The organism is Rania fehmarnensis (assembly GCF_056494185.1).
Genome location: NZ_CM151398.1, coordinates 5,699,580 through 5,725,710, shown reverse-complemented (window position 1 = coordinate 5,725,710; position 26,131 = coordinate 5,699,580). Strand labels below are relative to the sequence as shown.

15 protein-coding genes are annotated in these 26,131 nt (G+C 55.7%); 8 read left to right on the top strand and 7 right to left on the bottom strand.

All coding sequences use genetic code 11. The annotated features are described in order from the left end of the window. Positions 1–14 precede the first annotated feature (14 nt). The 5 genes from uvrA to SH573x_RS19510 all read right to left on the bottom strand — a co-directional run bounded on the left by uvrA (position 15) and on the right by SH573x_RS19510 (position 12,261). Positions 15–7,124, bottom strand: a complete 7,110-nt coding sequence (uvrA, locus tag SH573x_RS19530; RefSeq protein ID WP_479349399.1) for an excinuclease ABC subunit UvrA — start codon at positions 7,122–7,124, stop codon at positions 15–17. A gap of 83 nt (positions 7,125–7,207) precedes the next feature. Beyond that, on the bottom strand, positions 7,208–8,641 hold the full coding sequence (locus tag SH573x_RS19525; protein WP_479349398.1) for an aldehyde dehydrogenase family protein: 1,434 nt from the start codon (positions 8,639–8,641) through the stop codon (positions 7,208–7,210). Positions 8,642–8,774: 133 nt separating this feature from the next. Beyond that, positions 8,775–9,905, bottom strand: coding sequence for an acyl-CoA synthetase family protein (locus SH573x_RS19520; protein WP_479349397.1), 1,131 nt, complete (start codon positions 9,903–9,905; stop codon positions 8,775–8,777). 210 nt (positions 9,906–10,115) lie between these two features. Then, on the bottom strand, positions 10,116–11,207 hold the full coding sequence (locus SH573x_RS19515) for a TlpA family protein disulfide reductase (protein WP_479349396.1): 1,092 nt from the start codon (positions 11,205–11,207) through the stop codon (positions 10,116–10,118). Positions 11,208–11,478: 271 nt separating this feature from the next. Further along, positions 11,479–12,261 (bottom strand): glycosyltransferase family 2 protein, encoded by a 783-nt coding sequence (locus SH573x_RS19510; protein WP_479349395.1) that lies wholly within the window; start codon positions 12,259–12,261, stop codon positions 11,479–11,481. A 638-nt stretch (positions 12,262–12,899) separates the two neighbouring features. Here SH573x_RS19510 and SH573x_RS19505 point away from each other — a divergent pair. Genes SH573x_RS19505 through SH573x_RS19495 form a run of 3 tightly spaced genes read left to right on the top strand, consistent with a single transcriptional unit; the run spans position 12,900 to position 17,101 of the window. Then, complete coding sequence (locus SH573x_RS19505) at positions 12,900–14,018, top strand: glycosyltransferase family 9 protein (protein WP_479349394.1); 1,119 nt, start codon at positions 12,900–12,902, stop codon at positions 14,016–14,018. A gap of 12 nt (positions 14,019–14,030) precedes the next feature. Further along, positions 14,031–16,133, top strand: coding sequence for an efflux RND transporter periplasmic adaptor subunit (locus SH573x_RS19500; protein WP_479349393.1), 2,103 nt, complete (start codon positions 14,031–14,033; stop codon positions 16,131–16,133). A 29-nt stretch (positions 16,134–16,162) separates the two neighbouring features. Then, positions 16,163–17,101 (top strand): efflux RND transporter periplasmic adaptor subunit, encoded by a 939-nt coding sequence (locus SH573x_RS19495; RefSeq protein ID WP_479349392.1) that lies wholly within the window; start codon positions 16,163–16,165, stop codon positions 17,099–17,101. Between the two features lie 20 nt (positions 17,102–17,121). Here SH573x_RS19495 and SH573x_RS19490 read toward each other — a convergent pair whose 3' ends face one another. After that, positions 17,122–18,384, bottom strand: a complete 1,263-nt coding sequence (locus SH573x_RS19490; RefSeq protein WP_479349391.1) for a nickel pincer cofactor-dependent isomerase, group 22 — start codon at positions 18,382–18,384, stop codon at positions 17,122–17,124. Positions 18,385–18,705: 321 nt separating this feature from the next. Between SH573x_RS19490 and SH573x_RS19485 the strand changes: the two genes are divergently transcribed. From SH573x_RS19485 to SH573x_RS19470, 4 genes are all read left to right on the top strand, one after another. Then, positions 18,706–19,743 carry a DUF3500 domain-containing protein gene (locus tag SH573x_RS19485; RefSeq protein WP_479349390.1) on the top strand — a complete coding sequence of 346 codons (1,038 nt, stop codon included), beginning with the start codon at positions 18,706–18,708 and terminating at the stop codon, positions 19,741–19,743. Positions 19,744–21,249: 1,506 nt separating this feature from the next. Then, complete coding sequence (locus tag SH573x_RS19480; protein ID WP_479349389.1) at positions 21,250–21,426, top strand: Flp family type IVb pilin; 177 nt, start codon at positions 21,250–21,252, stop codon at positions 21,424–21,426. A 277-nt stretch (positions 21,427–21,703) separates the two neighbouring features. Beyond that, the gene (locus tag SH573x_RS19475; RefSeq protein ID WP_479349388.1) at positions 21,704–22,264 is read left to right on the top strand and encodes an A24 family peptidase; all 561 of its coding nucleotides are present in this window, start codon (positions 21,704–21,706) and stop codon (positions 22,262–22,264) included. A 117-nt stretch (positions 22,265–22,381) separates the two neighbouring features. After that, positions 22,382–22,861: a MarR family winged helix-turn-helix transcriptional regulator gene (locus tag SH573x_RS19470; protein ID WP_479349386.1), complete on the top strand. Its 480-nt coding sequence runs from the start codon at positions 22,382–22,384 to the stop codon at positions 22,859–22,861. Between the two features lie 468 nt (positions 22,862–23,329). Here SH573x_RS19470 and SH573x_RS19465 read toward each other — a convergent pair whose 3' ends face one another. After that, a complete protein-coding gene (locus SH573x_RS19465) occupies positions 23,330–24,661 on the bottom strand; it encodes a beta-ketoacyl-[acyl-carrier-protein] synthase family protein (RefSeq protein ID WP_479349385.1) in 1,332 nt (443 codons plus the stop codon). Positions 24,662–24,958: 297 nt separating this feature from the next. Here SH573x_RS19465 and SH573x_RS19460 point away from each other — a divergent pair, with 297 nt between their 5' ends. Further along, a complete protein-coding gene (locus SH573x_RS19460; protein ID WP_479349384.1) occupies positions 24,959–25,873 on the top strand; it encodes a hypothetical protein in 915 nt (304 codons plus the stop codon). The last annotated feature ends 258 nt before the right edge of the window (positions 25,874–26,131 follow it).

The window sequence follows — 26,131 nt, the reverse complement described above, 5'->3', positions numbered from 1 at the left end:
TGATCCCTTTCCGTTCAGCTCGCACCTTTGGCAGTCGTAGCGGCGGGATCCACTAATTTCTTCTTGGCGGCTTTTCGTTTGGGTAGACTGTCGTAGACAAACTTCATGCAGGTGTGCACACGTTTGTCGCCGACGTCTTCAAGCGACTTGAACAGAAACTTGAACTCGATCACCTCACCTGCAGGCACCACCTCCAGAGTCGTTGGCTTGGCAATGTCATCAAATGAATCGATGCGCACACGTGGTGTATTGGACCGCGATAGAACCGCTCTCAGTCCGTCAGGTTGCTTGGTGTAGAGTGTCAACCATGGAACGCCAGTGGCCAGCTGGCGACTAACAACATCGCGTTGGTCCCAAATCCATGTGCCACTCGGGTCGATCGCTTCTACCGTTTCAACCAAGTTAGTCAAAGTATCCGCGGGCCAGTCAACTTGGCTACCTTGAGGAAAACCACGTCGCAGCTCGTGCCAACGTCGCCCCAGTTGCTTCCAGGGCATGGCTTCTTCGATCATTGCTGGCGAAGCGACCGTCGGACCACTCAAGATAGCGGCAGTCTCGATGCCGACGCTCTTAAGAAACGCCGGCATGGCCTCGTCCAGCCAACGCCAGAATTTGGGTGTATCGATTTCAGACAGGCGATAGACTTCCAACTCTAGTTCCATCCACTCCCCGGTTTGTTGAGCCGAGACGCGCGGCCGGTTGCTATAGAGTTGAATTTCACTCATTTCGTTTAACGTGGGCAGACTGACCACTTCCAGTAGATGCTGCTTGCTAAACGCACGTCGCGGCACTCGGAACTTGAGTGCCAGCAGCCATGCTTCGGCGGTGATGGCATGCAAGAACCAGCCATGTGATTTAACCGGTCCGGTGACTTCGACAATGCTGCGACTATTCCAATTCGTGGGTGCAAAGCCGCCATGGGCTTCGATGACGTCGATCACTTTCGCGAGTGCTGCCCGTTCCCAGTGGATCTGGCCGCCTTGACGTGAGGGACTTTGCTGCGTGTGCCAGCGACGTCCATCCAGTTGCCAGGGTAGCGAAGTGCTGCGCCCGATATCCTCCAGTGCCAGGTCGCCGGCTTGGGCCTTCAAGTATGCCGCTTGATCGAACACGCTTCGTTCAACATACGGACCTTGCTTCAACACTGCCGCCAGCGCTTCGCCGGTATAGCTGCGCAGTAACTGGCCATTCTCGCGTCCGGTGATTCGCGGATTCAATTCTTGCTCAATCGCCGCGGCCGGCGTAGCCCGACCCTTGCGCTTCGGGGTTGAACCACGCGGAGTTTCTGAGAAGGAGCTGCGTTCGGCTTGCACGTGTTCCACCACTTGTTCGGGCGTACCAGCCACGACAATCTTGCCGCCCTGCCAGCCTGCTTCTGGTCCCATGTCGATAACCCAGTCCGCCGATTTGATCACGTCCAGATTGTGTTCAATGACAATGACTGTGTTGCCCAAGTCAACCAGGCGATGTAGCACCAACAACAGTTTGCCTACATCGCTGAAGTGCAACCCCGTAGTTGGCTCATCGAGCAGATAGAGAGTTTGACCAGTATCGGGTCGAGCCAATTCGGCTGCCAACTTGACGCGCTGGGCTTCGCCACCGGACAGCGTCGGAGCTGATTGCCCGAGGGCTACATAGTCCAAGCCTACATCAACCAAGGTTTGCAGGATGCGTCGAATCTTGGGAATGTTACTAAAGACTTCTAGTGCCTTGCCGGCTTGCATTTGCAAGACATCATGAATCGAAAAATCATGATACTTTATAGATAAAGTATCTTCGGTGTACCGTCGGCCGTGACAACTATCGCACTCAACCCATACGTCAGGCAAGAAGTGCATTTCGATACGCAATTGTCCATAGCCTTCACATTTCTCGCAGCGTCCACCGGGAACATTGAACGAAAACTGCCGAGAGGTAAAGCCTCGGGCACGAGAAAGCGGCAATTGAGCATACAGCTGCCGAATCAAATCGAATACGCCCGTATAGGTCGCGGGAGTACTACTGGGATTGGAGCCCAGTGGTGATTGGTCCACTCGAATGAATTTATTCAGGTTGGCCGCGCCTTCCAGCGACCGGAAATTCTTCGAACTGCTGGCGGCTGCAAATCGACGCTGCAGCGCGGGATAGAGAACATCGTTGATCAGCGAACTCTTGCCACTGCCGCTAGGCCCAGTGACGACCGTCAGTGTGCCCAGTGGGAAATCAGCATCCAGATCGCATAGCGTATTGATACGAGCCCCGCGTAGCTTCAACTGCGCACCACTGGGGGAGCGACGATTGCTGGGGATTGGTATCGATGCTTTGCCGCTCAGGTACGGGCCAGTCACGCTCTGCTTGTTGGCGGCAATTTGTTTGGGCGAGCCTTGGGCCACCAATTGACCGCCATGTCGACCAGCGCCAGGACCGAAGTCACATAATACATCGCTACCTGCGATGATTTCGCGATCGTGCTCGACCACGATCAGCGTGTTGCCAAGATTGCGCAGTTTGGTCAACGCACTGAGCAAGCGTGCATTGTCACGGGGGTGCAGGCCAATCGTGGGTTCGTCAAGCACATACATGACGCCACATAAGCCGCTGCCCAGTTGGCTGGCCAGGCGAATGCGTTGCGATTCACCACCGCTGAGCGAATTGGCGGCGCGGGACAGCGATAGGTATTCCAGCCCCACATCCAGCAAGAATTCCGTGCGCGCGATGATCTGCGCGAGCACTTCACCAGCAATGCTCTGCTCGCGCGCATCCAGTTTCCAATCGCTGAACGTTTTATGCAGTTCGCCCAGAGATTGACGGACGATGTCTCCCATCGTCAAACCACGAAAGCGGGCCGCGGCCGGGTCTTGCGTCAAACGGCTACCTTCGCATTCAGAACATTCCACATCGTTTCGCAGTGGACCCACGGCCGAACGCACCGATGCGTTCAGGTGAGTTGCTTCTTCGAGCGCCGGCATCAAGCCTTTCCATTGAAATGCCAGGCCGGCCTGGGAACCGCCTTCGATGCGATACCAACGATCGGCGGTGCCATAGAAAAGCGCGCGACGAATGCTGCCTGTGAATTTGCCGATCGGCTGATCGAGCGGCATACCGGTTGCTTTTGCCAGCGCCGACAGCATTTCGAACGCAATCTCTTTGACGCCCGCAGGGAAGAGTCGCAGGCCACCGTCCAGCAAGGTACGACCCATGTCGACGACCAAACTTGGATCGGCACCGGTTTGCGTTCCCAGGCCTTCGCACGCAGTACACCAACCCAGTTGCGTGTTGAATGAAAACGAATGCGGAGTCAACGTGGCGAGACTGCGACCACATTGTCGGCATGCCAGGTGTTGACTATGGCGCACTGTGGTCCATTGTGATTCATCTTGGGATTCATCATGCTCGACAGTAAACATTACGCCCTGCCCGCGCGAGAGCGCCTGTTCGACGCTCTCTGCGATGCGAGCTCGATTCTCTTTGGTAACTACTACGCGGTCGATCACGACTTGCAAATCGTCACTGGCATTGCTGGCCAGTCGCGGCGGTTGCTCGAGCGAATACGTTTTGCCACCCAAGCGAATGCGAGCCAATCCACTCATGCGCAACTCTTGCCAGAGTTCGGTTGGCGCTTGATCCGGTCGCCACGCAATCGGGGCCGTCAGCATCAAACGTGTACCCGACGGGTACTTCATGATGTTGGCTGCAACTTCTTGAGCCGTTTGCGTGCTGACAGGAATATCGCACTGTGGGCAATGCGGTACCCCTAGGCGGGCCATCAAGACGCGCAAATAATCGTAGATCTCCGTGACCGTTCCCACGGTCGAGCGTGGATTGTGGGCGACACTCTTCTGTTCAATGGCGATCGAAGGCGCTAAGCCTTCGATGCGGTCGATCGGCGGTTTGGGCATCTGGCCCACAAACTGCCTGGCGTACGATGATAAACTCTCGACGTACCGCCGTTGGCCTTCGGCATAGATCGTGTCCATGGCCAGCGAACTCTTGCCGCTGCCGCTGGGACCGCAGAAGACATTGAGAGTATTGTGTTCCAACTCCAGCGAGACATGCTTGAGATTGTGCTGCATAGCGCCTTGGATCTTCAATACCGGCGAAGGCATCGAAGCGGCACGGGCTACTTTCGTCTTGGTTTTCGCGCTAGCCGAACGTTTCTTGTTGGCAGCCACCGGTTGCATGGCCAGGTGTTTCTGCAGCGAGTTGCCGGTATGCGAAGCCGGCTCGCGCATCATCTCTTCTGGCGTACCGGCAAAGACCACTTCGCCACCGCCGGAGCCACCTTCGGGTCCTAGATCGATCACCCAGTCGGCCGCTTTGATGATGTCGAGGTTGTGTTCGATCACCAGTACGCTGTTGCCGCGATCGACCAGGTCCTGTAGCACTTTCAGCAGCAAACGAATATCGTGAAAGTGCAGCCCAGTGGTAGGTTCGTCCAACAAGTACAGAGTGCGACCAGTATCGCGGCGTGACAATTCTTTGGCCAGCTTGACGCGCTGGGCTTCACCACCGGAGAGCGTCGGTGAGGGTTGCCCGAGTTTGATATAGTCCAGCCCGACATCATGCAACGTTTGCAGTTTCTCGGCAATGCGGGGCACGTTCTCAAACAGTTCGAGCGCTTGCTGCACATCCATCTCTAGAACTTCGGCAATCGACTTGCCTTTGAACAGCACTTGCAACGTTTCGTGGTTATACCGGCGGCCTTCGCACACGGTGCAGCCTATCCACAGGTCCGACAGAAAATCCATCTCCAACTTGGTCGAGCCGTTGCCTTCGCAAGCTTCGCAACGTCCGCCCGCTACGTTGAAGCTAAAACGCCCCGGTTCATAGCCACGTCGTTTCGACTCTGACAATTCAGCATAAATATTGCGAATGACGTCGAACACCTTGACGTAGGTGGCAGGGTTGCTGCGCGGCGTGCGACCAATGGGTGATTGATCGATATCGATCATCTTGTCCAAGTGCTGGATGCCATCGATGCGCTGGTGACGACCTGGGACTTCTTCGCCCGCGTGCAATTGCCGACGCAGAGCCGGCACCAAGATATCGCCCACCAAGGAACTCTTGCCCGAACCGCTTACTCCCGTAACACACACTAGTTTGCCCAGTGGCAGGCTGACGGTAACATTCTTGAGATTGTTGTGCGTCGCTCCGCGAATGACCAAGTGCTGGCCATTGCCTGCGCGGCGAGCTTCGGGAATTGGAATTGTTTCCTGGCCCGACAAAAATTGACCAGTGACACTGGCTTTGACACTGGCTAAATCGCTCAGCGAACCTTGTGCGACCAGTTCGCCGCCGCGTACTCCGGGGCCCGGACCAAAGTCCAGAATCAGATCGGCTTCGCGCATCGTGTCTTCATCATGCTCGACCACGATTAAGCTGTTGCCTTGATCGCGCAAGGACTTCAGCGAACCGATCAGGCGATCGTTGTCGCGTGGATGCAAACCAATCGAGGGTTCATCGAGCACATAGAGCACACCCACCAAGCCCGCCCCAATCTGGCTGGCCAGGCGGATACGCTGGGCTTCGCCGCCACTGAGCGAAGGCGCGGGGCGATTGAGCGAGAGATAATCCAGGCCTACGTCCAGCAGAAACTTCAAGCGGCTGGTGATCTCGCGCAGCGCTTCGGTAGCGATCTTCAGTTCGATCTCGTTCAATTGCAGCTGGCTGAGAAATGCCAAGGCGTGATCGATTGGCAGGTCGCAAATTTGCGGCAGTGCTTGCCAGTTGGCTTGAGAGCTTCTTGTGCCTTTGCGAACATCGGCGGATCGCAACTTGATATTTCGCGCTTGCGGATTGAGCCGCTGACCATCACAGGCGCGGCAATGTCGCGTTTCCATGTATTTTTCGAAACGCTTTTGCCCCAGCGTACTAGCTGTGTTGCGATATTGTTCTAACAGTTGTTCGATGACACCCTTGAAGGTGCCGCCATATTTGATCGGCTTGCTACCGCTACGCCAGGTGAAGCTGATGTGGCGATCGCCCAGTCCATGCAGCCACAGGTGCTGCACTGCTTCAGGCAATTCCTTCCAAGGCGTGGTTAGCGACGAACTGGATGGCAACTGAAAATCTTGTTCGATAAAGGCAGCCACGCCTAGCATCTGTGTGCGCTGCCAGCGCGTCATGTCATTCCACGAACCCAACAATTCGATGGCACCACGGCGAATCGACTTTGTGGGTTCCGGAATCAAGAGATCGGGTACAAAGGTGAACTGACGACCCAGGCCTTCACAACTAAGGCACATGCCCTGCGGACTATTGAAGCTGAGTAGCTGCGGCGAAGGCGGTGTGAACGAGGTAGAGCAGGTGGGACAAGCGTATTCGGAGGACATCACCAGTTCATCGGCCGCCTCGCGTGCGCGACGCGCTTGCCGTCGCGGTGCGGCTGATTCGCCATTAGTGTTGGCTTGGGCACTACGAGCTTCATTGAACGGGATGACGATCAGCGTGTTTTCGCCCAGTTTAAGAGCTTCGCTGACTGCATCGACAATTGTGCTGTAAGAAGAAGTGGCCACCGAAATCCGGGCGACGACCACTTCGATCGTATGTTTGAGTTGTCGACCCAATTGCGGTGGATCCGAGATCATGATGATCTGGCCATCGACCCGAGCGCGCGCATAACCTTGCCGCCTCAGGCTCTCGAACAGGTCTTTGTATTCACCTTTTTGACCGCGAATCAGCGGCGCCAGCACCAAATACTCTTCCGCATCAGTCAACGATTGGATTTTGGCCACGATCTGATCACGTGTTTGCGAGGTGATCGGAACCTGGCACTTGGGACAAAAACCTGTGCCCACGCGAGCCATCAACACGCGTAGGAAATCGTAGATCTCCGTGATCGTACCGACCGTGCTGCGCGGATTGGACGAAGTCGACTTCTGTGAGATCGATACCGCCGGCGAGAGGCCGGAGATGTAGTCAACATTGGGCTTGGGAAGTTGTCCAATAAACTGCCGAGCGTAGCTGGACAAACTCTCCAAGTATCGCCGCTGCCCTTCGGCATACAGCGTATCAAACGCCAACGAACTCTTGCCACTCCCGCTAACGCCGGTGAAGACGATCAGTTGGTTGCGCGGCAATACAACGTTAACATCTCGAAGATTATGTTCCCTAGCCCCACGAACCTCGATGTACTTCTGTTCCATAGCCCGCATTTTACCCAATTAAAAGCGGGAGCGTAAGGAACCTGTGTCATCGCAAGCAATGGCGTTAACCGAGCCAGCCAGGCCTATACTACGGCGGGCATGGGTGCAATCTGGTACGCCCGGGATCGGAAGAGGAAATCGATCAGATTGCCTTCGTGCGGTTGCAACCAATTCAGACGATTGGTCGGAACGGGACCGACGTTCAGTCGATCGATCTCAATGCAATCTGTTAATTGCGTGATCCAGTTTTCATCTTCGGTCAAGGCTGTGCAGACCAGAGTCGAACCAATCTTGGACAGCATGTCCTTCTGCGAACAGCGCACGACTGGGCAGAACGGGAACATGTATTCCTTGGTGGCCACGGCTCGATCGGCCGAATCTGCGTGCACAATTACCGGACGCAAGTAGGCACAACGTTCCTTTTCGACTAGTCGCGGTCCAAATTTGGCGGTGCAATCGGTTACGCCAGCTTCGGCCAGATCCTTCTGCACCAGTGCCCATGTGCCAGTAGCCATCTGTGCATTGGTAAAGGCGGCCAGGCCGGCGTTGGGATCCGTTGGTGGCAACACATCGATGCCACCCAGTCGTTCCGCAAGTGCTTCGGCGATGGCTTCCGTGTGTCGCGACGCCCACACTCCCGAGCAATTGACGCAGCTGCGACCACTGTTGGAAAAGATGCTTTCGACCATCACATCCAGAAACTCTTCCCAGCGATCAACGACATCGTCGCCGATCAGGATCTTCGAAAAGCCTGGTCCGTGCGCTTGAACTTTCGGATTGCCATGGTATTGCTGCACCGTTTGTGCGCTGCCGAAAATCATCGAACGCGGGCAGCGCGTCAGCAACGCCTGGCCGACGTCGTGGCCGCCGGGATAAAGGGCAAAGGCTTCCGGTGGCAGGCCTGCTTCGATGAAGGCCGAGACCATGCGATACGGGGTCCAAGGCTCTTGCGAACCGGGCTTCAGCAGCAGGCCAACTTGTAGAGCCACCGCCGGCAACCACAGCGTATGCACCCCAGGCGAATTGTTGGGCAGCACCGCACCCAGCACTGGAGTCTGCACTTGATAGCTGACAGTAACGCCACGACCTTCCTCACCATAACCACGCGACAAGATATCCAGATCGATGCCTCGAGTCAGCGCATCCAAGATCTTGTCGATGTTGGCCAGCACAAAGGCGTTCTTCTTCATGTTCAGCCGGCACATGTGCTCCGGCAAGCCGGTGCTGGCCGACTGTTGATGGATGAAATCTTCGACGGTTTGCGCGGCATCGCCGATCGGCAAGGTGGCTGATTCGAACAGTTCTCCAGCGCGTTTGCAGCGCTCGATCATATCGCTGGGAGAGAGTTGCTTAAGCGCCGCTCGCGCCCCCGCTGCTTTGCGAATGTCCAGCTGCAGCATGCCACCGTTGACCGTCGACAGCTTGGCAATCGGCTCGCCCGTATCGAAGTGATAGATGTCCTGCGTTTCAAGCGACTTGTAAGGCTTACCCCAACGCAGAGCAGGAATCGTCAGCACGCTATCTCTCCAATCCAGAATGAATCAATCACAACCCAATACATCAGCGCCCAAACTCCGCCGGCTCGCGCGCACTTTTGCGCACGCTGCTAGCAAGTGATAGTACAAATAGTTCGGGCGATAACAACTGACTTTAGTATACACCTACCGTAGTTGTTGCTGCGAAGACGTGATAGGGGCGAACGCCGCTGACGCCGTCCCAGGGATACTTGAGGAATGGTCGCTCGCGTTCGCCTTCGTCGCGTTCAAGAAACCCGGGTACGAAGAACTCTTTGGTCATCGTCGTCAGTTTGACGCGACCGGTTTCGCCGTAGCCTACCACCTTCGAATCGTCGTTGAAGTCGACAATTTCAACCGCTGCACGGGGCTGCGGAGCGTAGTAGCTGATCTTGTAATCGTCTTCGGCAGTCACAGGCTTGCTGCATGCCAGCCCCATCAGCGTATTGCCATAGGTCGGCGTCATGTAAACGCCGCTTTCCTCGGGTGCTCCACCAAGCAACTCTTCGACACAGAATCGTGTCCACTGCGGAGTGAACTCGGTGCCACCTGAGAAGATGCCAGTGATGCCGACCTCTTGAATCGAAGTACCCTTCTCGGCCAGTCCATAAGCCAGCGCTTCCAGTAGTTTGGGGGTCGCAAACATACACTTGATATCATGGCCTGCAGTCAAGATCGTAACGGCTTGATCGATGCAGTGCTTCTTGTACTCTTCTAGATGTTCCATCCAACCCTTCTTGATCAGCTTGATCACCCAGCGCGGATCGAGGTCGATGCAAAAACAGATACCGCCTCGGAACTGGCACAGGTGCTCAACGGCCAAGCGCAATCGGCGCGGACCGGAGGGACCGAGCATCAGCCAATTGGAACCCTTGGGAAAATATTCATCAGGCAACGTATAGCTGAATTGTTCGTAATCGATGCGAAAGTCATCGACGACCACGCGGCTCTTGGGGATGCCCGTTGTTCCGCCCGTTTCGAAAACATAAGCGGCGCGACCTTCGAGGCCTTTGGGCAACCAACGTCGCACCGGTCCGCCGCGGAGCCATTCATCTTCGAAGGCCGGAAATTTCTTCAAGTCATCGTAGACCTTGATATCCTTAAGGGGATCAAATTTCAGCGAGGCCTTTTTTTCAAGCCAGAATGGACATCCAGTGGATTCGTGAAAGTGCCATTGAACGGTTTCATATGCCGTTTGGTCCAGCTTGGCCTTGGCCGCAGCTACGGCTGCATCCAGATTGGTTTCAGGAGCTGCTTGAGCAGTCATCGTGTGGGAGGCTCCATTAGGTGTGACGCAGATGTCGGCTAAGACATCCGCAATTATTCGGTGGGAAGGGCGTTTGGGCCACTTTCCCCTTAACCCGAGCGCGTCAGCCGAAGATAACCGACAGTCACACGATGTTCAAGCGTAAGCACGTGGACAATGTTTGTGCCCCAATCCCGAACTGGACGTTTCCACGTGGTAGCACCTAAGAGCTTACGGCCGCAGCGACTGCAACAGTTCGCGACTCAGTAGGCCCCGGGTTAGCGTATGAGGCACGCCGCGGGTAATCCTCTGCCGCAGTGGTCGGCCAACCTCCTCCAGCGAAGCCCCGTGCAGGTCACCAATCACCCGGGCAATCGTTTGCCGGGGTTGCGTGCGGGGGTCGAAGACCAAAGTCGTGGGAAAAATAGCGCCACTACCCAGCACTTCGCGCTCGGCATCCGCAAAATTGAAATACTCGAGAATAAAGGTCTTCATCTTAGGAGCGGCACCGGTCGGCTGCGCGAACGCTTCATGCACCACTTGATCCATCTGGCGACACGGGGCACAGTGTGCCGGAACGGTCACGACCACCATAAAAGACTCCTGGGGGTGCGAGTCGAGATATTGGCGCACCAACGAGTAGTCCTTGGTGCGCACCAGACCCTCGGCTTCGCGCTGGAAACGAGGCAGCGTATCGATCACCTGCGTTGGCGACGACTTGCCGACCACCGAAACACGCGCGGCCACACCCGGATTCAGCTCGAACTGCAAACGCGGCGTTGCTGCAGTAGGAACCTTGGCCACTTTCAATTTGCCGATATCACTGGCTGTCTGGGAGCCGGATGAGTTTGCCGACAAGTAGCGAACCTCCTTGCCGTATTGATGGATCTGCAACACGTCGCGAGAGGTAAGCGTCAGGGTTGTGGATACTGGGCGATCGGCCGATTTCGTTAAGTTGGCTTCGCCTAGCACAATACAACTTTTAGCTTCGTCATGGCGGCAGCCTACCCAGCGGTCGCCTTGCAGCGATACATCCTCACTCGCGATGCCCAGTTGCTGTGCTTGTTTGAGGATGTGCTCGGGGATGGCCGACCGCGGCTCTTTAGCCACTGGCTTGCCAGAATCATTACGTTTGGGTTCGGCGGCTGGCAAGCATGCGCCGTTAATTAAAGATCCGAGAAACCAAGCCGCAAGCAGCCTGCGCACCGACACATCCATCATCACTGGCCCATTTCGGATATTGAATTGAGATGAGAAGCTCGACCCGTCGGGCATTCGCGAGCCTGCGTATTGTGGCAAGTTGAAATGGAGAAATATACCCAACAAGTGGCCTGGGTAATTCAGGTAATTTGTGTGGACTAGGCGGCTTGCTGTTGTCTTGCTATGTAGCGGAATGCGTCAAGCATTTCGAAGCGTACTGAGCCGTAGCCACTGTCGCCAGAGGGTGGACACGCGGCAACTGATTGCCTACCGCTTGGCAACTTGGCAATGGTGACGAGTGCGTCGGTGAGACACTTTCATGTCATCTTCTTACCGATGCACGAAAGCCTTGACGGCTTCCGCTACGCGCGTGCGTGATATTGTCCGGGCTACGCTAATACCTGATCATGCAATAGAGCGCCCGCACGCCATCGCGCCAGCCAATCTTTTTGCCTTCGTGATAACTGCGCCGATGATAGCGGATGGGTCGTTCATAAAATCGGGCTCGGAGTCTAGCCAGTTTTACGGTCAGTTCGATTTCGATGCCGAATCGATTCTCCTTCAAATCCGGCACCAAAGGCTGCAGCAGATCGCGGCGGACGACTTTGTAGCATGTCTCGACATCGCTTAGGTACAGTCCCGTGCGGATGTTGGTCAAGCGGGTAATTAATCGATTCACCCAGACGTGCCACAGTGGCGGCACTTGGCGATCGTGATGACCGTAGCGAGTGCCGTAGACCACATCGGCTTCGCCTTCGACGATCGGTTGAATCAAGAATCTAAAATCGTCGGGGTCGTATTCCAAGTCTGCATCTTGAACGACGATCGCTGCACCGGTGGCTGCTTGGAATCCTGTGCGTAGCGCAGCCCCTTTTCCGCGATTGTGGTCGTGCAAAATAATCTTGATGTCATCCGCAGCGGGCAAGCTGGCCAGTTTCTCGCGCGTGCCATCCATGCTACCATCATCCACCAGGATGATTTCCAGCGGTAGCTCAGTGCGTCGAACGCGTTCAATGACTTGCAGAACTGTGTTGACTTCATTGAAGACGGGTATGACCACCGACAGCTTGAAATCCGGTGGAATCGCGAAGATACCCAATCGTCGACAGGCATCGTCGGTCAGCAGCAGATGCAGTCGATTGGCCTCCAAGCCGGTCAGTTCCGATGAGTCGCTCATGAAAAGTTGCGCCAAGCTGAAGTGAGGAGTGGAGCATCGGGCGACATCTTGCCAATTGTGGAAAAAATGTCAATAACCCGCTTGACTGGCAGCAGCTTGCCAGTATCTTCACGGCTTACAGTGTACTCGTCGTGAGGCGAAACGAGTGCTTTGCGCCCCTCTAAAACAAAACAGTCTCAGCATCGGTCTTTTCGTCGGCGATTTGGAATTGCCGCTAAACAGCGTTTCAGGATTTCTGGTTGCGTCTTGGTATCCCCTACGAAGACGCTTTCCGGTGCAGGGATGGCATTTGGACTAAGGAAAGCCCGGTAGACAGTCAATCTGGACAGCACAGGATCGCTGTTGACTGCTATTGTCCTGGAAACGTATGCCGGCCAGGATGGCTTGGAGCTGGCGGCAGGACGCCGCCACTTTTTCTAACTAAACCGCAGGGCGTTAGCCCCGGTTATTGCCTCTAGTTGCCGTGAACGTTTGCCAACCGAGGCTAACGCCTACGGTTTAGTTTGACCGCTAACGCCCTGCGGCTTGGGATAAATCGCTCTTGGCTCAAGTTGGGCAAATTGGCTAGGCTACCGGCGCGAAGAGCCTCGACTCGCAGAGCTGGGGCGACTGTGGACTGGATCACGGGTGGATCGGCTATGGATAGGCAAGCGAAACAAATCGTCTCGGAAGTCAGCCAAGGGCGGCGTCCATGGATGCGATCGCGTGGAGAGCTCGACACGGCCCCGCAGCGAATTTTATTGACGCGGCTGAGCGCTATCGGTGATTGCCTGGCCAGCGTTCCGTTGGCGGTCGATATCAAGCGACTGTGGCCAACGTCGCATCTAACCTGGATCGTCGACTGCGGGGCTGCGGCCTTGATCGAAAAACACCCGGCAGTGGATAGCGTGATTCGCATCAGCAAGAAATGGATGAAACAAACCCAATTGTGGCGTGAACTGCGGCAACAACTGCAAGCTGCTAAATTTGATTTGGCCCTTGATCCTCAGGGATTGACTAAAAGCGCCATGCTCGGTTGGCTCAGCGGTGCTCGGCTGCGTATTGGTTTTGATCGATCGCATGCCCGCGAAATTGCCCCATGGCTGTACAACTTGCGCGTCACGCGTCAGCATCGTCACATGGTCGATACTTATCGTCAGCTGCTCGCGCCATGGCGCGATACGCTTCGGGGCGCGGGGCATTTCAACATGCCCAACTATGCCGATGAAGATCAACGCGTCCTGAACGATCTGGAGCATCTGCAACTGAAACAACCTTGGGTTTGTATCAACGTGGGCGCGGGCTGGCCGACTAAGATTTGGTCACCCAGTCGTTTTGCCGAAGTAGGTCAAGCGCTTTTCAAGCAGCGCGGCCTCAAATCGTTGGTTGTATGGTCGGGTGATACCGAGCGCAGTGCGGCTGAACAAATCGTCCATGCTCTTGGTCCGGCCGGAGTTCTCGCGCCTCCCACCACGCTTCGCGAATTGGCCCAGTGGCTGCGACGAGCGGAGATCGTGATCAGCAGCGATACTGGCCCAGCTCACCTGGCCGCTGCGGTAGGTACGCCCTCGGTCGTACTGTTTGGACCGACCTGGGGCGATGAATGCGGACCCTATGGTGCCGATCATCGCGTGGTTCAAAGCATCGTCATGCCGCCTCGCGGCGCGCCTCGACGACGTGGAGTAGCCGTAGCGATGAATGCGATTCAAGTCGACGAAGTTGTCGATGCATGCTTGGATGTACTGACCAGGGTGCACGCAGTTCGAGTCAGCGCATAAGGTAATCAGTTCATGGCAACAGCCATCCCTAGCAGTGTAACCAACTCATCCAGCGATGTGTTTATGGCTACCACTGCCAGTATGGCTTCGCTCGATTCACCACAGCTGAATCAAACCAAGCTCGAAATTCGTACGCTGGTTGCAGAGGTCGCCAATCTCGCCTCTAGCGATGTCGACTTACCAGAGTTCCTGGGCGGCGCTCTGCCACGCATCTGCAACGCCATGGGCGCCACCGCGGCTGCCTTGTGGCACATCTCCACTGATGGCACGCCGACCTTGGCTGGTCACTATCAACTGCCCAACGTGCTGCTACCTGGCGAAGCGAACGACTCACCTGATACCACCAGCGAAGTCACCCATCATTACCGCATCCTCAGTTGCATCGCCGACGAAGGCTCGGCCGTCTTGGTTCCGCCCAAGAGCACCCGCTTAGGTGCTGACCGGCCTGCCAACCCACTTGATCAGTCGCTCCTGGTTGTGCCCATCAAAATCTTCGAGCGCTACGAATCGTTGCTGGAGGTGATTCAGCCGCATAGTGGTGGACCAGCGGCACAACGTGGTTACTTGCGCTTCGTAGCGCAGATGGCAGACCTGGTTGCCGAACATTTGCGGCGACGTCAACTTCGTCAATTGACTCGAGACGCCGCTTATGTGAGTTCGCTGCGCGAGGCGCTAGCGCACACAGGAGCCGCTGGAAATACGATTGATCGCTTAAAGGTGGTGACGCGCACTTGGGCTAACATGCTCGCCGCCGATCTGGCTTTGGCCTTGACGCCTCGACCGAGTTGGATTCCCGGCTTTCGCTCAACCAGGTGGCAGGTCAGTGCCATCAGCGATGTCGATAACTTTGATGCGCGCAGTCAAACTGTATTAGCTGCCCAGCACTGGATATCATCGCTCAGTCGCGCAGAGTCCCAACAAATGCAGTGGGCGACTGAAGTCATTCCAGGGCAGGGCAGGGACCGCGCGGATGATAACGCAGCTGGCAATGCGTCGCACAGCCAAAGCGATGATCGAGCGGCCAGAGTCTGTCAATTGTTAGGCTGCGAGCAACTGCTGCGGGTGCCGCTGGCAGGCTGCGGCGATGAAGTTCAGATCATCCTCGCATTCTCCGGTTCACTGGACCAACAGACCGCGCAGTGTCGTGCCAGCGAACTCGCACAAGCTTTCTCGCCGCTGTTGCGCACTTCGGCAACTAACCATTCACGGCAAAAGACCACTGCTCGTTCTCTGTGGCAACGCGGCGAGCGCTGGGTGGTTCGACTGTCGACGCTGCTGTTGATTGTTTCGCTTGGGCTGTTCCCCGTGCCCGATAGCTTAAGTACCGTCGCGGTGCTGGAAGCGGTAGACAAACAATTTTACTATGCCCCCAGTGCAGCGACCGTCGAGCGGGTATTGGTCGACAGTCACCAGCAAGTCAAACAGGGTGAACCGCTAATCGAATTGGTCGACCCACAACTGCAAGCCAGGTTGGAAGAACTAGAGGGACAACTGCTCAGTCTGACCATGCAGCAACAGCAGGATCGCGCTGCGGTGCTGCGCGGCCAACAATCCGGGCGCACGACTGAAGAAGAACTGAGCGCTCGCATCGAACAATCGCGCCTAAGTCTTAGTTCGATTCATCAGCAACTGGATATTCTGCGGCAACAATCGGAGCAACTGCGTATCCAGGCCAAAGGGGATGGATTGGTAACCACGTGGGATGCTCGCAACAAACTCCAAGGTCGACCCGTGGCAGCCGGGCAATTGTTATTAACTTCTTGCGCTCCAAATTCTGCCTGGCAACTAAAGCTCTCGATTCCTGAACGACAAGTCGGCAGGATTGAGCACGCCCTAAACGCAGCCACCGCCGGCTTGGATGTTCAGTTCTCGCTCAGCAGTCATCCAGGACAGGTTCAAACCGGACGCTTGATCAAGCTATCCAAGCAACTGGTCAAAGATCCAGACGGCAACTCCAACATCATGGGCACCGTGATGATCCGCGCCGATCAACTGCCGACGAAGACCGATGGCGCGGTGGCTCGCGCGTCCATCGCTTGCGGGCGCACCTTTGCGAGCTGGCTGTTAGTTCGCGATGCCTATCGCCAAGCCGTTACCTGGTGGCGTTTGCTTTAAGAGAACACGACGACATTCAAGTGCTTACTATGAAATCCCGACACTTTGCAATTTTGATCATCTTGTGCTGGATGACGACGAGCCTATCGGCTCAATCCAATATCATTTGGATCGAGTACAAGGATTGTCCCGTGATGCTCGAGAACTTTGTCGAGGTGCCGGCCAAAGAAACTGGCCAACTCGACAAGGTGGATGTTCAGCAAAATGCCACCGTGCAGCGTGGACAGGTATTGGCAAACCTCGAACAAGAGGTGGCGGCCATGGAATTGAAGATTGCCAAGCTGCAACACAACGCAGCTATCGAACAGGCGGCCGACGACGGACCCGTCAAGCTGGCTAAGCTGGCAGAGAAAGATGCCATCGACAAATTGGAGAGCCATCAAGAAATAAGCAATAGCGTGGCCAAGATTGAAATTCGCCAAATGGAACTAACCGTGGCGCAAGCCGGCGTACAGGTGCAGCAGGCTGAACGAGCATTGAAGCGCTCGGGGCTGCAAGCTGAACTGGCGGCCGCCACAGTTCAAGCAGCGGGCTTGCGACTGGCGAATCGCCAGATCTTGGCCCCGATCGATGGCATCGTGACTTCGGTTCTCACGCGACCGGGCCAATGGGTCGAAGCGGGCAAGCCGGTAATGGTCATTTCCGATCTGCAGAACCTGCAAGTAGATTGCTTGATACCTATCGAAAAGATAGACGTGAGGCGCGTCGTCGGATTAGAAGTTCGGGCTGAATGTACGCAGCGCGCCGTCGGCACCGCTCCGGTTCAATTGACCGGTCGCGTAACTTCGTATGATCCCAAGCTGAGCAGCCAAGGAGAAATCCGTGTGCACTCGCGCATTCAAAATGTCAAGCAGCAAGATCATTGGGTCTTGCTGCCGGGAATGACGGTGCGCTTAGAAGTGGGCGTGCCTGCAAACGCTACTCCGGCCCTGATGAGCAAACGTCCGGGGGCTAATAATCGAAAGTGATAAGTACCGACCGTCGAAGTTTATGGGCACAGCAAATCGCCATGCTCATCGAACTTGAGCGTTCTGGGTGGGGTCAGCACTTCGACGCCTTCGCGCTCGCGCAATTTGGGCAGCAGAACCTGGCTACACTCTAGCTCTTCGATATGCAGCGTGTTCTTGATCCACATCGCGGGCACATTCTCCGGCGACAGCAAACCAGCTTGACCCATGGCAGCTTTCAACGCTTCGCGGTCGCTTGGAAAATCGATGGGCGTCATCGCAGCAGTCATATGACCACCGGTCAAGCAATTCATGCGCGTAGCTTGTACATCCATCTCGCGCACGACGCGATTGTGGCACATTTCTGATATGCCTATGCCGGTCGCGTTTCCATGAGTCGTTTCAGTCAGGCCACGCACATAGATCGTGCGAATGTTCGGTTGTTCATCTCCGATTGCGCTGTGGTCGTTGAACTTGCGACCAATCACATTGGTATCCATACCTGCACCGCTGACTTCTTTGCCGATCTCGTCGATGACGAGCAATTCCAGTCGATCGATGGGTAGTTTTGGAGCCCAGGCCTGCACACGTTTCAAAAGCTGTGGTTCGACTTGTTCAATCTCGGTGGGCCGCACACCCACCAGTTCCGCCGTTTCCTCGTAACCGTTTTCGAGAATCGCCAGGCCACCTACAATCCGGCAGCGCGAGATTGTCTCGCGAGCTACGGAGCGCACGATCTGATCGAACGAGTAATTCATGATCGCACGATGGTAGACCTCCGCTCCGCGCTGTTTGCCCAGTCCGATCAGCATCATCTTCATCAGGCCGCTTTCAATCGGTCCGCAGAAACGAGTGTGCGACTTGACACGGTTGACCACTAGCACATGATCGGCGGTACTGGCATGGCGATCGAAGTGAACTGTAAATCCTTCGGCCGCGCGGCAAACTTCGACCACTTGCATGCTGCTGCGTACCTCGCAACCCATGGTTTCAGGATTTATTCCATAACGCGCTAGCACGGCGGCTTGGCCTGCGTCGGTCGCACCGCCGTGACTGCCCATCGCCGGTACAACAAACGGCACAGCTCCTAGCGACTTACAGAAGTCTACGCAGTTGCGTGTTATCGTCGCGATATTGGCCACACCCCGGCTCCCGGCGGTGATGGCTACGGTTTGACCGGGCTGAATCTTTTCGGGCAACCCTGCTTGGGTTAACGCCTGCTTGACTGCGTCCGCAATGTCATGAACTTGGGGCCGTGCAAACGTCTGGCGAATGCGGAAGAAATTTGGAAAGTCTTGCATCATCTTAAATATCATTGGGCTGTGAGTTTCGTGGCGCTGAGCACGCGATCAGCATAAGGTAGCACACCCCGCAGTAGCAAGTATCTCTGCCATGAAGCAGTTTGGTAGCGGAAGCCGTCAAGGCTTTCCAGCAATTCCAGCGGAAGCCGTCAAGGCTTTCGAGGACCGCATTTCTTCGCCTACCTGCAAATGAAACAATCGACGAATTCTGCTCTCGACAGGTGCGCGGTTTGGATGGGCGGCAGAAGTGGCGCGGCGGGTGGTCGGTCATGTTATACTGCCAGGAGCTTGCGCCCCATTACCCACCTTCACGGAGACTCGCAGATGTCCACGAATCGTCCATCACTCGACTTGTCCCCCGCCGGAATTGCTCGCAGAAACTTTCTTAAAAGTGGTGCGTTGGCAGCTGCCGCGACGACTTGTGCACCTCTGGCTCTGCGGGCCGAAGAAAGCAAGAGTTCGCCTGAGTCGCTGGTCAAAGTGCTCTACGAAAAATTAAACCAAGAGCAGCGGAGTGCGGTCTGCTTCGATTGGGACTACGTCGACAACAATCAAGAAACCAAGCGCGGATTGTTACGAACGCGCGTGGCTAACAACTGGAATATCACCAAGCCTTCGGTCAATAGCGACTTCTACACGCCCGAACAACGCGACCTCGTGCGCAAGATTTTCGAAGGCATATTGGATCCGAACTGGGTCGCCAAATTTGACAAGCAGTTGGAAGACGATTGCGGTGGCTTTGGTCAAGATCAAAGTTTTGCGATCTTTGGCAAGCCGGGAGATGGACATTTCGAGTTCGTGTATACCGGTCGACACATGACCTTGCGCTGCGATGGTAACTCGGCCGAAGGCGTCGCCTTCGGTGGCCCGATTTTCTATGGCCACAACCCAACTGGTTTGGATGAAGATGCTGACCATAGCGGCAATGTGTTTTGGTCCCAAGCGCTCGAAGCCAACAAGATTTATTCGATGTTGGATGGCAAGCAGCGCAAGCTGGTCGAAGTTCCCAAGACGCCACGTGAACAAGAAGTCGCTTTCCGCGGCAAGAGCGGTTCGTTCACTGGTATGCCCATCACCGAACTGGCGCGTGATCAACGAGAGCAGCTGGAGAAGACTCTGCAGGCGCTACTGGCTCCGTTCCGCCAAGACGATCGCGCCGAAGCCTCTCAGTGCCTCAGCGCCCAAGGCGGTCTGGATGCGTGTTATCTTTCATTCTTTACCGATGCTGATATCGGCAACGACAAGGTTTGGGACAACTGGCGATTGGAAGGTCCTTCGTTCGTCTGGCACTTCCGTGGTTCGCCCCATGTTCACGTCTGGGTCAACGTAGCGGACCGTCCTGAGATCAAGCTGAATGCTTAGGCAGTTGTAGAGCGGCTGTCCCCAGCCGCTCTGCACCCGGCAAGTCGCTAACCTGTAACACGAGTCTACTGGTCGGAAGAAAACTGGTTAGAGGGTGCTGAGCAGCTGAGGACAGCTGCTCTACAATTTGCACCCGGCAAGCCGCTAACCTGTAACACGAGTCTACTGGTCGGAAGAAAACTGGTTAGAGGGTTCCGAGCAGCTGAGGACAGCTGCTCTACAATTTGCACCCGGCAAGTCGCTAACCTGTAACACGAGTCGACTGGTCGGAAGAAAACTGGTTAGAGGGTTCTGAGCAGCTGAGGACAGCTGCTCTACAATTTGCACCCGGCAAGTCGCTAACCTGTAACACGAGTCGACTGGTCGGAAGAAAACTGGTTAGAGGGTTCCGAGCAGCTGAGGACAGCTGCTCTACAATTTGCACCCGGCAAGTCGCTAACCTGTAACACGAGTCGACTGGTCGGAAGAAAACTGGTTAGAGGGTTCTGAGCAGCTGAGGACAGCTGCTCTACAATTTGCACCCGGCAAGTCGCTAACCTGTAACACGAGTCGACTGGTCGGAAGAAAACTGGTTAGAGGGTTCTGAGCAGCTGAGGACAGCTGCTCTACAATCTGCACCCGGCAAGTCGCTAACCTGTAACGCGAGTCTACTGGTCGGAAGAAAACTGGTTAGAGGGTGCTGAGCAGCTGAGGACAGCTGCTCTACAATCTGCACCCGGCAAGTCGCTAACCTGTAACGCGAGTCTACTGGTCGGAAGAAAACTGGTTAGAGGGTGCTGAGCAGCTGAGGACAGCTGCTCTACAATCTGCACCCGGCAAGTCGCTAACCTGTAACACGAGTCTACTGGTCGGAAGAAAACTGGTTAGAGGGTGCTGAGCAGCTGAGGACAGCTGCTCTACAATTTGCACCCGGCAAGCCGCTAACCTGTAACACGAGTCTACTGGTCGGAAGAAAACTGGTTAGAGGGTTCCGAGCAGCTGAGGACAGCTGCTCTACAATTTGCACCCGGCAAGTCGCTAACCTGTAACACGAGTCTACTGGTCGGAAGAAAACTGGTTAGAGGGTGCTGAGCAGCTGAGGAGAGCTGCTCTACAATCTGCACCCGGCAAGTCGCTAACCTGTAACACGAGTCTACTGGTCGGAAGAAAACTGGTTAGAGGGTGCTGAGCAGCTGAGGACAGCTGCTCTACAATTACGTACCGCTTGTGACATCTATTCTGGATAGTCAGCCGCACGGATTTGGCGATTGATTGAATTTCGCTAATCCGCACCTCTTTTCTGATTGTTTTGGTTTGACACACTTGGTTTTAGACCTAGGTTTCATGTGCCAAGCCAATGCGGGGGCGAGATGTGGTGCGAGTGCACCGGCGCCGACGATTGGCACGTTACGTGAGTAATGGCTTGGGTGGTCATGGCGTGATCACCCGTAGCGGTTGCCGCGTATGTAGTTTCTCGTTTCCTGTAGCCTTGCATTGTGCAAGGCGGCCCTCAATCGGAGAGATGCCATGAAGAATTTTGCCGCAAAGTTTAATCGTTTCTTGAAGTCGGAAGACGGCCCAACCGCAGTTGAATACGCTGTGATGCTGGCTCTGATCGTTGTCGTTTGCTTGGGCGCTATCACCTCGATCGGTAGCCGTGCCAACACGACCTTCACCAACGTTGCCAACCAACTGGGTGGCTAATTTCGACACGATCCTTCAATGGGTCGGTTGAAAACGTGGTTCGACATTTGAGCGATCGACGGCGTTTGGGCCGTCGGTCGCCAATTTCACTTATATGGCGCACTAAACCATCATGCTAATGAACTTGTTGCCAATTGAGTCCTTGACTGGATTGTGGGAGATGCTGTGCTGCATCGGTACCCTGGCGGCAACCTTGCTGATCTGGGTTTGCAACCTGCGCTAACTACCGGTTTGCCCCTCCTACAAAAATCGCACACTCAGCACGGGATTACGGATTATGTCGCTCGATATCGCTCTGAATCACCTGGCCACGCATTGGGTCATGTGGGCCGTTTCGATTACCCTGGTCGTGGCCGCTGTGATCGACGGTCTGTACCTGAAAGTTCCCAACAAAATCACTTACCCGCTGATCGTCGCTGGCTGGATTTACAGCTTCGCCGTCGGTGGTTTTGTCGGCCTGGGACTCAGCTTGCTCGCTACCTTCATCGGTTTCGCTTGTCTGTTCTTCCTGCACCTAATCGGTGGCATGGGAGCCGGCGACGTTAAACTGTTAGCGGGTATCGCAGCCTTCGTCGGAATTGAACATACGCTTTGGATCTTCGCCATCACCACGATCGTCGGCGGCGTCATTGCCTTGTGCCAGATCGCGCTTACCGGCAATTGGATGAAACACTTCACCCAAGCTCAAGCCATCCTGCAAGAGATTCAGACCGTTCGCGATGCCGATAAACTGTATGATATTGCTCAAGAGCGGAAGAGCCGCATGCTGTTGCTGCCGTATGGTATCCCCATGACGATCGCAGCCATCGGTTACTTCGCCTGCTTCGGCATGCTCTAAAGACCGCCGATCTCAAATTTGAGATTTGAGATTTGCAGTTCGACATCTAGAATTACCAAGCAGCCGATGACCCGTTCGTCGGCTGCTTTCGTTTTTTGGCTCTACGAGTTACGAGTTATGTCGGACGAAGTTCAACCGCACCCAAGATTTGATTCGCCTCTGCAAGAGGTGTATCTGAATCTCTGGCGAACCTACGACCGCCTGCGCGAGCTCGAAGACGAGCTTTTCAGCCAGTTTGGGATCAATAGTCAGCAGTACAACGTTCTTCGTCTGTTGCAAGCCGCGCTGCCCGGCGCTCTGGCTACGCTCTCGCTGGCCGATCGCCTCGTCTCGCGCGCTCCGGACATCACTCGCTTGCTCGATCGCCTGGTCTCGCATGGTTGGGTCGAGCGTATCCGCACCGCAGAAGATCGCCGTCAAGTGCTGGCACGTATCACACCTCAAGGTGTCGAATTGCTGCACAAGATCGCTCAACCACTCGAGGCCTGTCACCAAAAGCAGCTCGGACATTTAACCAGCGATGAAGTCAACCAATTGATCACGCTGTTGCACCGCGCTCGCCGGCCGCACGAGAATCCCGGCGGCGTATGGTCGTAAAGCGCGCAATCGTTTAACCCGCAGCCGCCAGGCGAGGTGAACCCTCTAACCAACGCTGCGTTTACCTGAGCATCTCGTTTAACCCGCAGCCGCCAGGCGAGGTGAACCCTCTAACCAACGCTGCGTTTACCTGAGCATCTCGTTTAACCCGCAGCCGGCAGGCGAGGTGCACCCTCTAACCAACGCTGCGTTTACCTGAGCATCTCGTTTAACCCGCAGCCGGCAGGCGAGGTGCACCCTCTAACCAACGCTGCGTTTACCTGAGCATCTCGTTTAACCCGCAGCCGGCAGGCGAGGTGCACCCTCTAACCAACGCTGCGTTTACCTGAGCATCTCGTTTAACCCGTAGCCGCCAGGCGAGGTGCACCCTCTAACCAACGCTGCGTTTACGGTTGGTTAGAGGGTGCACCTCGCCTGGCGGCTACGGGTTAAACGATGGAAGTCCTGCGTAACTCACGGCGCTCGGTTCTAAGCCGAGCGAACCACGCGTTGGCTGCGGACTCTGACGTTGGGCACTAAGGGCAGCGCTTCACGAGCAGCGTTGCGGGGCCGGCTGAGAGCGATGGCGGCCAGGTGACCACCGAAAGCTTGTGATATCTTTAAGACGCGATCTAGTCGCGATGCGATGCCGTACTCCGGCAAACAGTCGATCCGGCCCGCGATTTCAGGATTGGTCAAGTGCATCGTCGGTGGTGCATAGCCATCGCGGACCGCCAGTGCCGACAGAGCCAATTCAATGCTCCCGGCCGCATTGATCAAATGACCCAAGACCGCTTTGTTGCTGCTAGCCACAACGCGATCGGCGTCGCTACCCAACGCCTGACGAATGGCTTTCAATTCGCTCAAGTCATTTTGATGAGTGCCGGTGCCGTGAGCGTTGATGTACTGTGGCGGACCATCCCAATCGGTTCTGTCGAGGGTACGTCGGATCAATTGCTCAAGAGTCTCGCAATCATCTTCCAGGCTGGTCACGTGATGCGCTTGACAGAGAATTTGACTACCAGAAATTTCTGCGTAGATTCGAGCACCACGAGCAATGGCGTGCGAGCGACGCTCCAAAACCATCATGGCCGAGCCTTCACCCATCACGAAGCCTTGTCGATCGCGATCGAAGGGGCGACACGCTCGGGACGGATCGTCGCCTTGAGCCAGCACGCCCATGCGGTAAAAACTGGCTAACACTATTTCATGAATCGAATCGCCAGCGCCGGCCACTGCCATGTCAGCCTGATCTTCTTCGATCATGCGAGCCGCAGCCAAGACGCTCACAATGCCACTGGCGCAGGCCGTGGCGTAACATAATCGCGGACCATAGAGGCCCAAGTCACCAGCTACGCGATCGCTGATGGAACTCGGCAGAAACTCATTGTGCCAGGCATGCTCGAGCGTTTCGGGTTCGGCGGCGCGCTGGTCTGCGTCCAGGTATAGATAACCAATGTCACCGAACTGGGCCGCCATGCTGCAACCGACCCGACCTCGATCCACTGTTCGCCAATCAATATCGGCATCATCGATGGCTTCAGCCGCAGCGATGCGACACATCCGAATCGACTTGATCGATCGCTGACGTGGATCTTCCGGCGGTAACCAATCGACCATTCCGCAGGGCAATCGAAGTTTACCCACGCGATCACCTGGGCCGGTCAATCGAATGCCACTTTTTCCCGTTTGAATGGCTTGCCATACTTTCTCGCGACTGCTGCCTAGACTGGCAGCGATGCCGACGCCCGAAATGACAATCGGGTCAGCTTGGCGCGGACGCTCAGGTATCGAGAATCGCAGAAACGTTGGCTGGGGCACTATCGCGTTCAATCTCTTACGATCTGTGGATGAGGTTGCATTCCAAGTTCAAAAACCCTGGTTGGCAGTTGATTCCTGGAATGCTGGTATTGAGTCTCGGGAAAATTGTTTCGCGGAATGAGTTGTTAATAGAGGATTTGGTAGTGCAACGTCAAGCAAGATTGACGATAAGAGATGCGGTGCAGCCCAAAGAAATTTTGTTTCAGGAAAGATCGTGCCGCTAGAGAGCGGTTCGACGAGACTTTTCCCTGGGCCTCGTCGTCCTGACGCTAGCGGACTCCTGCTGAGGAGGTTGCCGTGCGTCGTTTTGTTTTTGCTCAATTGAGCTTGTGTCTCGCGCTGCTGGCCCAGACGCTGTCGGGTCAGGAGTCCTCTGTTGACGTTACTCGAGTTCCAGGCGAAAAATCTCCGGTACTTTTGCCGCCCGATGTCGCTGAACTGGAAATCGCTCTCGGTCGCCTACGCATGGTGCCTGATCGCTTTCGTATCGTGCGCAAACACGAGCAATGGCCGCTGACGCCAGCGGATCCCAAGGGCAGTCAGAAGTTGCCCGATGCTGGTCCCGCCAATCTCGGACAGCGATCGTATCAAGTCTCGGCCACCGAAGGTCGGCCAGCGCTGCGTTTGAGTTACTCGGACGCTAACGAAAAATGGTCCGTGCACATCGATGGCTTCATCGGTGCCGAATGGTCGCGTCAATTCAAACACGATGGTCAAGACGTGCACATCGAATACTCACAGAAGCCCTATCAAGAGATTGAAATCAAGATTACCGAAGGTCATGCTCAGCCCAAGGTGCTGCGCGGTATGACGCTCTGGCATTTGACCCAGCAAGAGTCACCGGAGTTCACCGATTATGTGTTGCCATCGCTTAATCGACTGAATGCATCCTGGGATCTGCCCAAAGCCTTGGCCTCCGCTAAACGCATGCGCGATCAAAGTCGCCTCGCAGCCCGCTTGGGCGAACATCAACTGGCTCAATACCTGGCCGATCTGGATTCCGGCGACCATCGCGTTCGCAACGAGGCCAAACAGAAGATGCGCGAGGCCGGACTGGCCGCGCAGATTCCCCTGGTCAAGTTGCGGCAAGGTCGCTTGAGTCCGCAACAACTGAGCACCGTCAACGAACTTTTGTCGGGCCTAGAACCCTGTACCGCCGATACTCCCACGCGCATCGCCTACTGGCTCTCGGGCGATCCCAGCTGGCGCTGAGCCGAACTTCTTAACAGTCGCGAAGACGCAGAAGCGCACTCTTCTTCCTACTCCTACTCCTACTCCTACTCGTACTCCTACTCGTACTCCTACTCGTAACAATGGAGTAGGAGTAGGAGTAGGACTTGCCGTCCTGCCTCGTCGAGCCACACAGGCTGGAAGCCTATGCCACACAGGCTAGAAGCCTATGCCACATTGGGGTAAGCTGGATGCGAACATGCATCTCCGGCGCGGCGGGTCCGGGTACTCTCAGCTATT

Bases quoted from the DNA above. Each gene is read 5' to 3' on its own strand.
- uvrA (WP_479349399.1), bottom strand. From the start codon at position 7,124: ATGGAACAGAAGTACATCGAGGTTCGTGGGGCTAGGGAACATAATCTT.
- SH573x_RS19520 (WP_479349397.1), bottom strand. From the start codon at position 9,905: ATGACTGCTCAAGCAGCTCCTGAAACCAATCTGGATGCAGCCGTAGCT.
- SH573x_RS19510 (WP_479349395.1), bottom strand. From the start codon at position 12,261: ATGAGCGACTCATCGGAACTGACCGGCTTGGAGGCCAATCGACTGCAT.
- SH573x_RS19505 (WP_479349394.1), top strand. From the start codon at position 12,900: ATGGATAGGCAAGCGAAACAAATCGTCTCGGAAGTCAGCCAAGGGCGG.
- SH573x_RS19500 (WP_479349393.1), top strand. From the start codon at position 14,031: ATGGCAACAGCCATCCCTAGCAGTGTAACCAACTCATCCAGCGATGTG.
- SH573x_RS19495 (WP_479349392.1), top strand. From the start codon at position 16,163: ATGAAATCCCGACACTTTGCAATTTTGATCATCTTGTGCTGGATGACG.
- SH573x_RS19490 (WP_479349391.1), bottom strand. From the start codon at position 18,384: ATGATGCAAGACTTTCCAAATTTCTTCCGCATTCGCCAGACGTTTGCA.
- SH573x_RS19485 (WP_479349390.1), top strand. From the start codon at position 18,706: ATGTCCACGAATCGTCCATCACTCGACTTGTCCCCCGCCGGAATTGCT.
- SH573x_RS19480 (WP_479349389.1), top strand. From the start codon at position 21,250: ATGAAGAATTTTGCCGCAAAGTTTAATCGTTTCTTGAAGTCGGAAGAC.
- SH573x_RS19475 (WP_479349388.1), top strand. From the start codon at position 21,704: ATGTCGCTCGATATCGCTCTGAATCACCTGGCCACGCATTGGGTCATG.
- SH573x_RS19470 (WP_479349386.1), top strand. From the start codon at position 22,382: ATGTCGGACGAAGTTCAACCGCACCCAAGATTTGATTCGCCTCTGCAA.